The 13519-nt window shown below is 72.7% G+C and carries 7 protein-coding genes and 1 pseudogene; 7 read left to right on the top strand and 1 reads right to left on the bottom strand.

What is annotated here, in order from left to right; genetic code table 11:
- Window positions 1–24 precede the first annotated feature (24 nt).
- The 7 genes and pseudogenes from COUCH_RS29155 (at window position 25) to whiA (ending at window position 12129) form a co-directional block, all read left to right on the top strand.
- Window positions 25–1821 carry a hypothetical protein gene (locus COUCH_RS29155; protein ID WP_249608410.1) on the top strand — a complete coding sequence of 599 codons (1797 nt, stop codon included), beginning with the start codon at window positions 25–27 and terminating at the stop codon, window positions 1819–1821.
- A 113-nt stretch (window positions 1822–1934) separates the two neighbouring features.
- Window positions 1935–4892, top strand: coding sequence for an excinuclease ABC subunit UvrA (gene uvrA / locus COUCH_RS29150; protein ID WP_249608409.1), 2958 nt, complete (start codon window positions 1935–1937; stop codon window positions 4890–4892).
- A gap of 345 nt (window positions 4893–5237) precedes the next feature.
- The gene (locus tag COUCH_RS29145) at window positions 5238–5807 is read left to right on the top strand and encodes a Rieske (2Fe-2S) protein (protein ID WP_249608408.1); all 570 of its coding nucleotides are present in this window, start codon (window positions 5238–5240) and stop codon (window positions 5805–5807) included.
- Between the two features lie 216 nt (window positions 5808–6023).
- A pseudogene (uvrC, locus tag COUCH_RS29140) lies at window positions 6024–8132 on the top strand (excinuclease ABC subunit UvrC); the annotation flags it as partial.
- 575 nt (window positions 8133–8707) lie between these two features.
- On the top strand, window positions 8708–9604 hold the full coding sequence (rapZ, locus tag COUCH_RS29135; RefSeq protein WP_199514632.1) for an RNase adapter RapZ: 897 nt from the start codon (window positions 8708–8710) through the stop codon (window positions 9602–9604).
- Between the two features lie 125 nt (window positions 9605–9729).
- The gene (locus COUCH_RS29130; protein ID WP_249613840.1) at window positions 9730–10938 is read left to right on the top strand and encodes a gluconeogenesis factor YvcK family protein; all 1209 of its coding nucleotides are present in this window, start codon (window positions 9730–9732) and stop codon (window positions 10936–10938) included.
- 210 nt (window positions 10939–11148) lie between these two features.
- Complete coding sequence (gene whiA / locus COUCH_RS29125) at window positions 11149–12129, top strand: DNA-binding protein WhiA (protein ID WP_097322458.1); 981 nt, start codon at window positions 11149–11151, stop codon at window positions 12127–12129.
- A 198-nt stretch (window positions 12130–12327) separates the two neighbouring features.
- On the opposite strand, the gene COUCH_RS29120 is transcribed toward whiA, so the two are convergent.
- Window positions 12328–13518 (bottom strand): MFS transporter, encoded by a 1191-nt coding sequence (locus COUCH_RS29120; RefSeq protein ID WP_249608407.1) that lies wholly within the window; start codon window positions 13516–13518, stop codon window positions 12328–12330.
- Between the last annotated feature and the right edge of the window lies 1 nt (window position 13519).

The raw sequence follows: 13519 nt of genomic DNA, 5'->3' as shown, positions 1-13519 counted from the left end.
TCACGGCTCTGGCAGAATGCACCGATGCCCGCGGTAGAGGAACAGGTCGTCGCCGGCCAGCCGGATGTCGTCGAGCCCGCGGCCCCGCGGCCTCGCGACCGCAGCGGGCTCTGGGGACTGCTGAGCTACCTGGCCCTCGCCGTGCTCGTGACGATCCAGCTCTGGACCGACCCCAACGGGCGCGTGCTGTCGTCGAACGACGACGACCACGGCTTCTTCATGGTGCTGCTCACGCACGGCGAGCGCGTCGTCTTCCACGGGCAGAACCCGTTCTTCACCGACCGATTCAACGTGCCCGACGGCGTCAACATGATGGCCCAGACGGCGGTGCTCGCATTGAGCCTGCCGCTGGCCCCGCTCACCCACTTCCTCGGCGTCGGGTTCACCGTCGTCGTGCTGATCACACTCGGCCTGGCCGGGACGGCGGGCGCCTGGTGGTGGGTGCTCTCCCGGCACCTCGTCCGCAGCCGGACCGCCGCCTGGCTCGGCGGCCTGTGGTGCGGGTTCGCCCCGGCGATGGTGTCGCACGCAAGCGGGCACGTGAACTTCGTCGCCGAGTTCGTCGTGCCGTTCATCGTCTTGCAGGTGCTGCGGCTGCGCGAGCCCGGCCGGGCCGTACGCGGCGGGCTGATCCTGGCCCTGCTCATCGTGCTGCAGGTGTTCATCAACGAGGAGAGTCTGCTCTTCACCGCGCTGACCCTGTTCGTGTTCGTGGTCGCGTACGCCTGCTTCGACTTCCCCGCGGCGCGGCAGGTGGCACGCCGGTTCGGCGCGGGGCTGGCGGTGGCGGCCGGCGCCTCGCTGGCGGTGCTCGCGTACCCGCTGTGGTGGCAGTTCGCCGGGCCGCAGAGCTACCACGGGCAGCCGTTCGAGCCGGGGCAGTTCGTCACCGATCTGCTGTCGCTGGGCGCGTACGCCCGCCAGTCGCTCGCCGGCAACGTGGCGCTCGCACGTGAGCTGACCGTCAGCCCCACCGAGGAGAACACCTTCTGGGGCGTACCGATGCTGGTGATGCTCGTGGTGTCGATGCGGATGCTGTGGCACCACGCGGCCGCGCGCGCCGCCTTCGTCGCCGGCGTGGTCCTGCTGCTCATGTCGATGGGCCCCGAGCTGCGCGTCGCCGGGCACGACACCGGGATCCCGCTGCCGTTCGCGCTGATCGCGCACGTGCCCGTGATCGACCTGGTCAGCGTGACCCGGTTCGCGATGGTGCCCGCCACGGTCATCGGCGTGATCATCGCGCTCGCCGCCGACCGGGCCGGGATGCTCCCGCACCGCCGGCGGGTGGCGTTCTGGGTCGGCATGGCGCTCGCCGTCGTACCGGTGCTGCCCAAGCCGCTGCCGACCGTCGAGGCCGCGCCGCTGCCGCCGTTCATCGCGCAGCGGATGTGGGAGCCGTACGTGCCGGCCGATCGCACGCTGGTGACCGTGCCGATGCCCGAGGTGACCACCGGGCGCACCGGGATGCGGTGGTTCGCCCTGTCCGGCCAGGGATACAAGACGCCGCGCGGGTACTTCATGGGACCGGCGAACCCGCCGGGGAACCGGACCGGGTCGTGGAACGCGGCGCCGCGGCCCACCTCCGACCTGCTGCGCATCGCGGGGGCGTACGGTCAGATGCCGGTGCTGACGGACGCCGACCGGGCGGCCGCGGTCGCCGATCTGACCTACTGGCGGGCCGCGGTTGTCGTGCTGACACCCGACGCGCCGAATGCCGACCTGTTGGAGACGATCGTCACGGGGCTGCTCGGACGGGCTCCGCAGCAGGTCGGGGGCGTGGCGCTGTGGGACGTCCGGGATATCGTTCACCCTGCCGGGTGACGGGAATGACCGCGCCCACCGGGACGCTGTTCCTCGACGCCCCCAAACTTGTCGTACCCCGCGGCTAGGGTGGCGGCGCCTGTTGTCCTAGACCTCAAACGGAGTGGCTGGCTGTGGCCGACCGACTGATCATCCGCGGCGCGCGCGAGCACAACCTGCGCGACGTCAACCTCGACCTGCCCCGCGACGCGATGATCGTGTTCACCGGGCTCAGCGGCTCGGGCAAGTCCAGCCTCGCCTTCGACACGATCTTCGCCGAGGGGCAGCGGCGGTACGTGGAGTCGCTGTCGTCATACGCGCGGCAGTTCCTCGGCCAGATGGACAAGCCGGACGTCGACTTCATCGAGGGCCTGTCCCCGGCCGTCTCGATCGACCAGAAGTCGACCTCGCGCAACCCGCGCTCGACCGTCGGCACGATCACCGAGGTGTACGACTACCTGCGCCTGCTGTTCGCCCGCACCGGCATCCCGCACTGCCCGGTCTGCGGCGAGCGGATCAGCAAGCAGAGCCCCCAGCAGATCGTCGACCGGGTCCTCGCGATGCCCGAGGGCACCCGGTTCATGGTCCTCGCCCCGGTCGTGCGCGGCCGCAAGGGCGAGTACGTCGACCTCTTCGCCGAGCTGCAGGCCAAGGGCTACGCCCGCGCCCGCGTGGACGGCGTCGTGCACCCGCTCTCCGAGCCGCCGAAGCTCAAGAAGCAGGAGAAGCACACCATCGAGGTGGTCGTCGACCGGCTCAGCGTCAAGGCGAGCAGCAAGCAGCGCCTGACCGACTCCGTCGAGGCGACGCTGGCGCTGTCCGGCGGCATCGTGCTGCTGGACTTCGTCGACCTGCCCGAGGACGACCCCGCCCGCGAGCGCCGCTTCTCCGAGCACCTCGCCTGCCCCAACGACCACCCGCTCGCCATCGAGGACCTCGAGCCCCGGGTGTTCTCCTTCAACGCGCCGTACGGCGCCTGCCCGGAGTGCACCGGCCTGGGCACCAAGAAGGAGGTCGACCCCGAGCTGATCATCCCGGACGAGGAGCGCAGCCTGCGCGAGGGCGCCATCCAGCCCTGGTCCGGCGGCTCGACCCTGGAGTATTTCCTGCGCCTGCTCGAGGCCCTGGGAAAGGCGGAGGGCTTCAGCCTCGACACCCCGTGGCGGGCCCTGCCCAGCCGCGCGCAGAAGACCATCCTCTACGGCTCCGAGGACCAGGTCCACGTCCGCTACCGCAACAAGTACGGCCGTGAGCGCTCCTACTACACCGGCTTCGAGGGCGTGGTGCAGTGGATCGAGCGCCGGCACGGCGACACCGAGAGCGACTGGTCGCGCGACAAGTACGAGGGCTACATGCGCGACATCCCGTGCCCGACGTGCGGCGGCGCCCGGCTCAAGCCCGAGGTGCTGGCGGTCACGATCGCCGGCAAGAGCATCGCCGAGGTCTGCAACCTGTCGGTGGGCGACTGCGCCGAGCTGCTCGCCGGGCTGGAGCTCGACGACCGGCAGAAGATGATCGCCGAGCGCGTGCTCAAGGAGATCAACGCGCGGCTGCGCTTCCTCGTCGACGTCGGCCTGGACTACCTGTCGCTCGACCGCGGCGCCGGCACCCTCTCCGGCGGCGAGGCGCAGCGCATCCGGCTCGCCACGCAGATCGGCTCCGGCCTGGTCGGCGTGCTGTACGTGCTGGACGAGCCGTCGATCGGCCTGCACCAGCGCGACAACCACCGGCTGATCGAGACGCTCGTGCGGCTCAAGAACCTCGGCAACACGCTGATCGTGGTCGAGCACGACGAGGACACCATCCGCACCGCCGACTGGATCGTCGACATCGGCCCCGGCGCCGGCGAGCACGGCGGTCAGATCGTGCACAGCGGGTCGGTCAAGGGGCTGCTGGCCAACAAGCAGTCGCCGACCGGGGCGTACCTGTCGGGCCGCAAGAAGATCCCGACCCCGGCCACCCGCCGGCCGCAGACTGCCGGCCGCGAGCTGGTCGTGCAGGGCGCCCGCGAGCACAACCTGCGCAACCTGACCGTCGGCTTCCCGCTCGGGCAGTTCATCGCGGTCACCGGGGTCAGCGGCTCCGGCAAGTCCACGCTGGTCAACGACATCCTCTACACCGTGCTGGCCAACCAGATCAACGGCGCCCGGATGGTGCCCGGCCGGCACACCCGCATCAGCGGTCTCGATCACGTCGACAAGGTCGTCGGCGTCGACCAGTCGCCGATCGGGCGCACCCCGCGCTCCAACCCCGCCACGTACACCGGGGTCTTCGACAACATCCGCAAGCTGTTCGCGGAGACCACCGAGGCGAAGGTCCGCGGGTACGGCCCCGGCCGGTTCTCGTTCAACGTCAAGGGCGGCCGCTGCGAGAACTGCTCCGGCGACGGCACGATCAAGATCGAGATGAACTTCCTGCCCGACGTGTACGTCCCCTGCGAGGTCTGCAAGGGCGCCCGCTACAACCGCGAGACGCTCGAGGTGCACTACAAGGGCAAGACCATCTCCGAGGTGCTGGAGATGCCGATCGAGGAGGCGGCGGACTTCTTCTCCGCCATCCCCGCGATCCACCGCCACCTTCGCACGCTGGTCGACGTCGGCCTGGGCTACGTACGCCTCGGCCAGCCCGCGCCCACCCTCTCCGGCGGCGAGGCGCAGCGCGTCAAGCTCGCCTCCGAGCTGCAGAAGCGCTCCACCGGCCGCACCGTGTACGTCCTCGACGAGCCCACCACGGGTCTGCACTTCGAGGACATCCGCAAGCTGCTGCTCGTCCTCAACGGCCTCGTCGACAAGGGCAACACCGTCATCACCATCGAGCACAACCTCGACGTGATCAAGACGGCGGACTGGCTCATCGACATGGGCCCCGAGGGCGGCAGCAAGGGCGGCCTGGTGCTCGCGACGGGCACGCCGGAGGAGCTGGCGGAGGTGGCGGAGAGCCACACCGGCCAGTTCCTGCGGCCGATGCTGGGGCTGAGCGGGGAGCCGGCGGGGGCGGAGGCCGCTGTGGCCCGGGCCGCCAAGGCGAACGGGACCGCCAAGGCGGCTGTGAAGCCGCGGGCTTCTCGGGGGCGGGCCAAGGCGGCTGTGTAGCCGGCGGGGTCCCAGGGTCCCAAGGGTCCCAGGGTGTCGGCCGGCGGCGGCGGCGGTGGTGGGTCGGTTGCGGCCCGTCGCCGGGCCGTGGATCTTCGCGGGCTCTGCTCCGGTGGGAAACTTGAAGTCACAGGTAACCCACAGCTACCGCTTCAGTCGGCTTCTGTGCTGCGAAAACGCGCCGGGATCTGACCCCCGGCCCTCGGAGATGCCGCAAATCGGCAGTTCCGAGCCGATAATTTCCTCCTGCGCCCATGAACCACATCCGAGGGCCGCGCGTATGTACAAGCAACGCCGCGTGACGCAAGCGCGCGGACAGGGCACGTGGAAGGGTTTGGCGAACAGATGACTGACGTGCAGACGAGGCCTGACGCCGAGATCACGGGCGCCGACGAGCCGGCCGCCGCCACGGGCACGGTCGCCACGCGGCGCGTCGTGCTCGCAGGGGCCGGGGCGCTCGGTGCCGGGTGCCTTCTCGCCGCTTGCGGTACGGACACCAGCACCAGCGGCACCAACGGCGCCAACGGCGGCGACTTCACCAACAACCCCGCCCCCGCGGGCAGCGCCGGCGCCGACGCGGGTGGCAGCGGCTCGACCGGCAAGGGCTCGACCGGCAAGGGCTCGTCCGGCGGCGGGAAGACCCTCGTCGCGGCCGCGGACGTGCCGGAGGGCGGTGGCGTGATCAAGGGCGACTACGTCATCACCCAGCCGCAGAAGGGCACCTACAAGGCGTTCAGCAAGATCTGTACGCACCAGGGCTGCCCGGTCAGCAAGGTCGACGGCGGTGTCATCACCTGCCCCTGCCACAACAGCACGTTCTCCATCGAGGACGGTGCCCCGACCGGCGGCCCGGCGAAGAAGGCGCTGCCCGAGACGCAGGTCAAGGTGGACGGCGACAACATCGTCGCCGCTTAGGCCCCCTGCCGGTTGCGGCGTCGCCGTGATCGGCCGGGCGGGTCAGTAGCGGGGGACCGGCCGGTGGTGGCCACCGTGGCCCTTCAGCCACGGCCGCCACACCCCTGCCGGCACCGGCCGGTCCCTGTACGTCCCGGCCGGAGGCCCGACGCCGTGGCGGCGGCAACGGACCTCCGGTCGGGTAATCATGTCAGGGGTCCGCACTAGGGTGGAATCGTGCCTGACCCGTCCAGCTACCGACCGGCGCCCGGGACCATTCCGGACGCCCCCGGTGTCTACCGCTTCCGCGACCCGACCGGCCGCGTCATCTACGTCGGCAAGGCCAAGAGCCTGCGCAACCGGCTGAATTCCTACTTCGCCGACACGTGGGGCCTGCACCCGCGCACGCAGCAGATGGTCACCACCGCGGCCGGCGTCGACTGGGTCACGGTGAGCAGCGAGGTCGAGGCGCTGCAGCTCGAGTTCCTGTGGATCAAGGAGTTCGATCCGCGGTTCAACGTCAAGTACCGCGACGACAAGTCGTACCCGTTCCTCGCCGTGACCCTCAACGAGGAGTTCCCGCGGCTGCAGGTCATGCGGGGCGCGAAGCGCAAGGGTGTGCGCTACTTCGGGCCGTACAGTCATGCCTGGGCGATCCGGGAGACGCTCGATCTGCTGCTGCGGGTGTTCCCGGCGCGCACGTGTTCGGCCGGTGTGTTCAAGCGGGCCGGCCAGATCGGGCGCCCGTGCCTGCTCGGCTACATCGGCAAGTGTTCCGCGCCGTGCGTGGGCTCGGTCACCGCCGAGGAGCACCGCGCGATCGTCGACGACTTCTGTGACTTCATGGCCGGCCGCACGGACGCGTTCGTCAAACGGCTCGAGCGCGACATGCTCGACGCGTCCGAGCAGCTGGAGTTCGAGAAGGCGGCCCGGCTGCGCGACGACATCGCCGCGCTGCGCCGGGCGATGGAGAAGCAGACCGTCGTGCTCGGCGACGGCACCGACGCGGACGTCGTCGCCTTCGCCGAGGACCCGCTCGAGGCCGCGGTGCAGGTCTTCCACGTCCGCGACGGCCGCGTCCGCGGCCAGCGCGGCTGGGTGGTGGAGAAGGTCGAGGACCTCACCACCGGCGACCTGGTCCACCACTTCTGCACCCAGGTGTACGGCGACGAGCACGGCGAGGGCCACGTCCCCAAGGAGCTCCTCGTGCCGGCCCTGCCGCCGGACGCCGCCGCCCTCGAGAACTGGCTCTCCGACCGCCGCGGCAGCCGCGTGAGCCTGCGCGTGCCCCAGCGTGGCGACAAACGTTCCTTGCTCGAGACGGTGGCGCGCAACGCGGGCGAGTCGCTGGCCCGCCACAAGCTGCGCCGCGCCGGTGACCTCACCACGCGCAGCAAGGCCCTCGACGAGATCGCCGAGGCGCTCGGCATGGACACGGCGCCGCTGCGCATCGAATGCTTCGACGTCTCGCAGATCCAGGGCACCGACGTGGTCGCCAGCATGGTGGTCTTCGAGGACGGCCTGGCGCGCAAGAGCGAGTACCGCCGCTTCGCCGTCCGCGGCAACCCGGACGGCAGCGGCACCGACGACCTCGCCGCGATGAGCGAGGTGATGCGGCGCCGGTTCGCCCGCTACCGCGCCCACGCCGCGGACGAGCCCGTCGAGGAGGAGCCGACCGCCGAGGAGTTGGCGGCGGATGCCGAGGTGCCGTCCGACGCCGGGCTGGTCGATCCCGCCGTGCCGGCCGCCGGAGCCGCTCCCACTTCCGCTTCCACCTCCGCCGCGCTCGCGGGAGCGGACGGTGTCCCAGCCGTCGTCGCTGAGTCGGGAGTCTCGGGCGGGTCGGGGGTCACCGGTGAGCCGGCCGTCAACGACCTGCCGGGCATCGACCCGTTGACCGGCCGGCCGCGCCGGTTCGCGTACCCGCCGCAGCTGGTCGTCGTCGACGGCGGCCAGCCGCAGGTCAACGCCGTCGCCGCGGTCCTGTCCGACCTCGGCATCACCGACGTCGCGCTGTGCGGGCTGGCGAAGCGCCTCGAGGAGGTGTGGCTGCCCGGCGAGGACTTCCCGGTGATCCTGCCCCGCACCTCCGAAGCGCTGTATCTGCTGCAGCGCGTTCGCGACGAGGCGCACCGGTTCGCGATCACGTTCCACCGCCAGCGGCGTTCCAAGCGGATGACCGCGTCCGCATTGGACAACGTTCCCGGCCTGGGTGAGACGCGGCGCAAGGCGTTGCTGCGGCACTTCGGCTCGCTCAAGCGCCTGGCCCAGGCGAGCCCGGAGGAGATCACCGAGGTGCCGGGGGTCGGGCGGCGTACGGCCGAGGCGGTGCTGGCGGCGCTGGCCCCGGAGAAGGAGTCGGCCAAGGACGCCGGCCCGGGGGAGGGCGACGGTCCCGCAGCGGTGCCGCGTGGTGGCGCGGGCCGTACGAAGGCGGGGGCGAACCGGTCTCGGGTGGCCCGGCCCCGCGCGGCCGACTCGGACGACGACACCGGCGACGCGACGGGTGCGGCACCCGAGCCGGCGGGTGTGGTCGGCGATTCCGCGGCGGTGGCCGCTGATCCCGCGCGTGCGACCGGCGGGCCAGGGGATGTGGGTGACGACAGCGTAGTCGGAGCGGCTGGTCCTGCGAGCGAGGCGGGACAGGCCACGGGTGAGGCGGACCGGGCTGTGGACGGGGCCGGGTGAGGGGCATGCGGGGTGAGACGGCCCGGACACGGCCGGTGAGCAGGGTCAACCGGCGGAATAGGGGTGTGCGGTCCGGCCGTTCCCTCTGGCGGGCGAAGGGGTGCGCCCGATCGGATTGATCGGTTACCGGACACGGCGTCCGGCGGGATCCGGTGGGCGGGTCGGCCTAGGATGGCGTGTCCGCCCGGACCGGGTGGAGCTGTGCGGTGCAGGAGGAGTGCGTGACCGAGTCGATGCCGGAGTTCGCTCCGGAGCCGTCGCCCGACGAGGCCCAGACCGACCTCGTGGTGGTGACCGGGGTGTCCGGTGGTGGCCGCAGCACGGTCGCCCGGGCCTTGGAGAACGTCGGCTTCTACGTCGTCGACAACCTGCCCCAGGCGCTGATGCTGGACATGGCCCAGCTCGCGTTCGAGGCCGGCGGGGCTGCCCGGCGTACGGCCATGGTGCTGGACGTGCGCAGCCGGGCCTTCTCCACCGACCTGGCCGGCGCCGTCCGCGCCCTCAAGGACCGTGGCTTCTCGCCGCGCGTGGTCTTCGTCGACGCGGACGACGAGGTGCTGATCCGGCGCTTCGAGTCCGTACGCCGCTCGCACCCGCTGCAGGGTGACGGCCGCCTCGCGGACGGGATCGCCGCCGAGCGCAAACTCCTCGAGGAGGCGCGCGAGCAGGCGGACGTGATCATCGACACCAGCCACCTGAACGTGAACCAGCTGCGCCGCCGCGTCGAGGAGCTGTTCGGCGGCGAGGACGCCCGCAAGCTGCGGATCACCGTGCTCTCCTTCGGCTTCAAGTACGGCCTGCCGCCCGACGCCGACTACGTGCTGGACGCCCGGTTCCTGCCCAACCCGTTCTGGGTGCCGGAGCTGCGCGAGCACACGGGCCTCGAGGAGGGCGTCAGCACGTACGTGCTCGGGCAGGAGGGCGCGAGCGACTTCGTCGGCACGTACGCGGAGCTCATCTCGGCGACCGCGCCCGGCTTCGAGCGCGAGGGCAAGCGCTACCTCACGGTGGCGGTCGGCTGTACGGGCGGCAAGCACCGCAGCGTGGCGATCGCCGAGGAACTGACCGCCCGCCTCCGCGACATCCGCCTGTCCGCCCACTCCTCCCACCGCGACCTGGGGCGGGAGTGACGCCGGCGCAAGCCGACCCGCCCGGGGACGCGGACCGGCAGAACCAGCGGGGCGAGGTTCCGGCCCGCGGTGACCGGGGTCCGCAGGGCCGGGGAGCAGCGGCAAGGCCGGACGGGCGGCAGCCGATCAAGGTCGTCGCGTTCGGTGGCGGGCACGGGCTCGCGGCCTCGCTGCGCGCGTTGCGGCACTGCGAGCCGAAGCTGGACCTCGACATCACCGCGGTGGTGACGGTCGGCGACAACGGCGGCTCCAGCGGTCGGCTGCGCGCCGAGCGGGACGCCCAGTTGCCCCCGGGCGACCTGCGGATGGCGCTCACGGCGCTGGCCGACGAGGAGCCCGCGCACCAGGTCATGGTCCGGCTGATGCAGCACCGGTTCGCGCCGGTCGGCAACCCGGACCGGCGCGCTGCCGCCCACGCGCAGGACGAGGCGAGTGGGCCCGGTGGCCGCTCGGCAACCGCAGCGGATCCGACCGGCGGCTCGGCAGAAGCAGCGGGTCCCGTCGAGGGCTCGGCAGGTGCAGCGGGTCCGGCCGGCCCCACAACAGCCGCAGCGGGTCCGGTGGAGGGCTCGGAAGCGGGGGCCGGCGGCAAGTCCGGCTGGGGGAGTGTCGACCGGCGGGTCGCCGCGCTCGGCGGCAAGCACGATCCGCTCGCCGGCCACGCCGTGGGAAACCTGCTGCTGCTCGGGCTGCTGGAGCTCATGGACGATCCGGTCGACGCCCTGCGGCACGCCGCGGCGATGGTGGGCGCGCGCGGGCAGGTGCTGCCCATGGCGTGCCATGCCGTCGGAATCGAGGCCGACGTGCGCGGGGGCGATCCGGCTCGGCCCGGCGAGGTTGTCACCGTACGGGGGCAGCACGCCGTCGCCGTCGCCGGCGGGCACGTCGAGGCCGTACGGATCGTGCCCGCCTCGCCGCCCGCCTGCCCCGCCGCGCTGGACGCGATCGGTGACGCCGACTGGCTGATCTTCGGGCCGGGCAGCTGGTACACGAGCGTGCTGCCGCACCTGCTGGTGCCCGAGCTGGCCGCCGCCATCGTCGCGAGCCCGGCGCGCCGGCTGGTGACCCTGAACCTGGCCGCGGACACCGAGACGCTGGGGCTTTCCGTGGCTGACCACCTGGCGGCGCTGCACTGGTACCTGCCGCAGCTGCACGTCGACACCGTGCTCGCCGACGCGAAATGGGTGGGCGAGCCGGACCCGGTGCACCGGGCCGCGGAGGCGCTCGGCGCGCGCCTGGTCCTTGCCCCTTTGGCCGTTGCGGACGGCAGCCCCAGGCATGATCCTGAGTCGTTGGGCGCCGCGCTGGTGCCCGTCCTGGGCTCCGATCGTTAAGCAACTGACATGAGCGTGAACCACCCGGACAGCGCCGACCGCGGTGACAACTGAAAAGCACCACCCACACGGGACGACGCCGGCTGAACACGGTGGGCGGAGGCGCTGCCGACCGGCCCGGGCCGCCACCTTGGCCATGCGCCGGGGCGGCCGGCAGCACAGCACGACAGAGCACAGAGACCGCGTAACAAAGCATGAGGTGACTTCGAGATGGCGATGACGGCAGCGGTCAAGGATGAGCTGAGCCGGGTCGACGTACCCAAGCCGTGCTGCCGCCGCGCGGAGATGGCCGCCCTGCTGCGCTTCGCCGGCGGCCTGCACATCGTCTCCGGCCGGGTGGTCGTCGAGGCCGAGCTGGACACCGGCGCGGTGGCGCGGCGGCTGCGCCGGGAGATCGCCGACGTGTACGGGTACCCCAGCGAGGTCCACGTGCTCGCCTCCGGTGGCCTGCGCAAGGGCAGCCACTACATCGTCCGCATCGTCAAGGACGGGGAGGCGCTCGCCCGGCAGACCGGCCTGCTCGACGTCCGGGGCCGTCCCGTCCGCGGCCTGCCCCCGCACGTGGTCTCCGCCAACGTCTGCTGCGCCGTCGCCGCGTGGCGGGGTGCGTTCATGGCGCACGGCTCGCTCACCGAGCCGGGCCGCTCCAGCGCGCTGGAGATCACCTGCCCGGGCCCGGAGGCCGCGCTGGCGCTGCGCGGCGCCGCCCGGCGCATCGGCATCACCGCCAAGGAGCGGGAGGTGCGCGGCGTCGACCGCGTCGTGATCAAGGACGGGGACGCGATCGCCGCGCTGCTCACCCGCATCGGCGCGCACGCGAGCGTGCTCGCCTGGGAGGAGCGCCGGGTACGCCGGGAGGTCCGCGCGACCGCCAACCGCCTCGCGAACTTCGACGACGCCAACCTGCGCCGGTCCGCCCGCGCGGCCGTGGCGGCGGCGGCCCGGGTGACCCGCGCGCTGGAGATCCTCGCGGACGAGGCGCCCAACCACCTGACGTCGGCGGGCCAGCTGCGCCTCGAGCACCGGCAGGCCAGCCTGGAGGAACTCGGCGCGCTCGCCGACCCGCCGCTGACCAAGGACGCGATCGCCGGCCGGATCCGGCGGCTGCTGGCGCTGGCCGACAAGCGGGCCCGCGACCTCGGCATCCCGGACACGGAGGCCGCGGTCACCCCGGAGATGATGGCCTGCTGACCGGCCGCGAGGACGAGCGGCCACGGCGACGAACGCGGCCCTGGGCTGAGGAACGCCGGCCAGCAGCGGCAACGCGCGGAAAGCAGCGCGGCCGGCCGCGCTGACAAGCGCAGCCCGCGCGGCCGCGCGACCGGGCTCAGCCGGCGCGGTCGCGCGGATGGGGACAGCCGGCGTGGCTGCGGCCGATGCGCCCCGCAGCTAGTGCGGCGCCGGGCGGTTCAGCAGGACCCGGCCCAGGATGAGCGTCCCCACCCCGGCGATCACGACGCTGAGCAGCCCCACCCGCAGGCTGCTGTGGTCCGCCACCAGCCCGACCACCGGCGGTGACGCCAGGAAGCCCACCCGCAGCACCCAGCTGACGATCGTCAGGCCCGCGCCCGGCGGCAGGCCGGGCAGCTCGTCGGCGGTGTGCATCGCGGCCGGGACCAGGGTTGCCGTGCCCAGACCGGCCAGGGCGAAGCCGGCGAGGGCCGTACCGACCGAGGGGAAGGCGAGGGCGACGCCCATGCCGGCCGCGGCCACGGCGCCGCCGAGGCGGGTGACCGTACGCTGGCCGAAGCGGTCCACCGCACGGTCGCCGAGGAGGCGTCCCACGGTCATCGCGGCCTGGAGGGCCACGAAGGCGAGGCCCGCGGTCGCCGCGGTCGCGCCCAGGTCTTCGGTGAGGAACAGCGCGCCCCACGAAGCGCCGGCGTCCTCGACCAGGGAGCCGAAGAGGGCGAGGCCGCCGAGCGCCGCGAGCATCCACACCGCGGCCGTGGGGAACGCGCGGGGTGCCGGCGGGGCCGGTTCGCGTTCGGTGTCGTCCGGGCCGGGCAGCATGAAGCGGTACGCGACCAGCGCCACCACGCTGAACACCACCCCGGCGACGCCGAGGTGGACCAGGAGCGGGATGCCCAGGCCGGCCGCCGCCGCGCCCATGAGGCCGCCGAGGACCGCCCCGATGCTCCAGACGCCGTGGAACGAGTTGACGATGGAGCGGCCGTACAGGCGTTGGACGCGCAGGCCGTGGGCGTTCTGGGCGACGTCGACGATCGCGTCGGCCGCACCGGCGATCAGCAGGACCGCCGCGAGCGCCCACCAGGACGGGACGACGGCGACCAGCAGGAAGCCGAGCGCGATCAGCGGGATGCCGAACGCGCCGGCGCGGGCCGAGCGGATGCGGCGGATCACCGCGGAGGCGAACAGGCCGCCGGTGAGCGCGCCGAGCGGGCCCGCCGCGAGGGCCGTGCCGAGCAGGGCGTTGCTGAGGTCGAGGCTTTCCTTCACCTCGGGGTAGCGCGGCACGAGGTTGGCGAACAGGGCGCCGTTGGTGAGGAAGACGGCGGCGACGGCGATGCGGGCGCGCCGGGCCCGGGTTCCGGGCCCGGCGGGGGCGAGGACGGCCATG

Origin of the sequence: Couchioplanes caeruleus (genome assembly GCF_023499255.1) — a bacterium.
In the GTDB taxonomy this organism is placed as follows: domain Bacteria; phylum Actinomycetota; class Actinomycetes; order Mycobacteriales; family Micromonosporaceae; genus Actinoplanes; species Actinoplanes caeruleus_A.
Note: the sequence above shows the minus strand (reverse complement) of the source record. Positions and strands in the feature narration are given on the sequence as shown.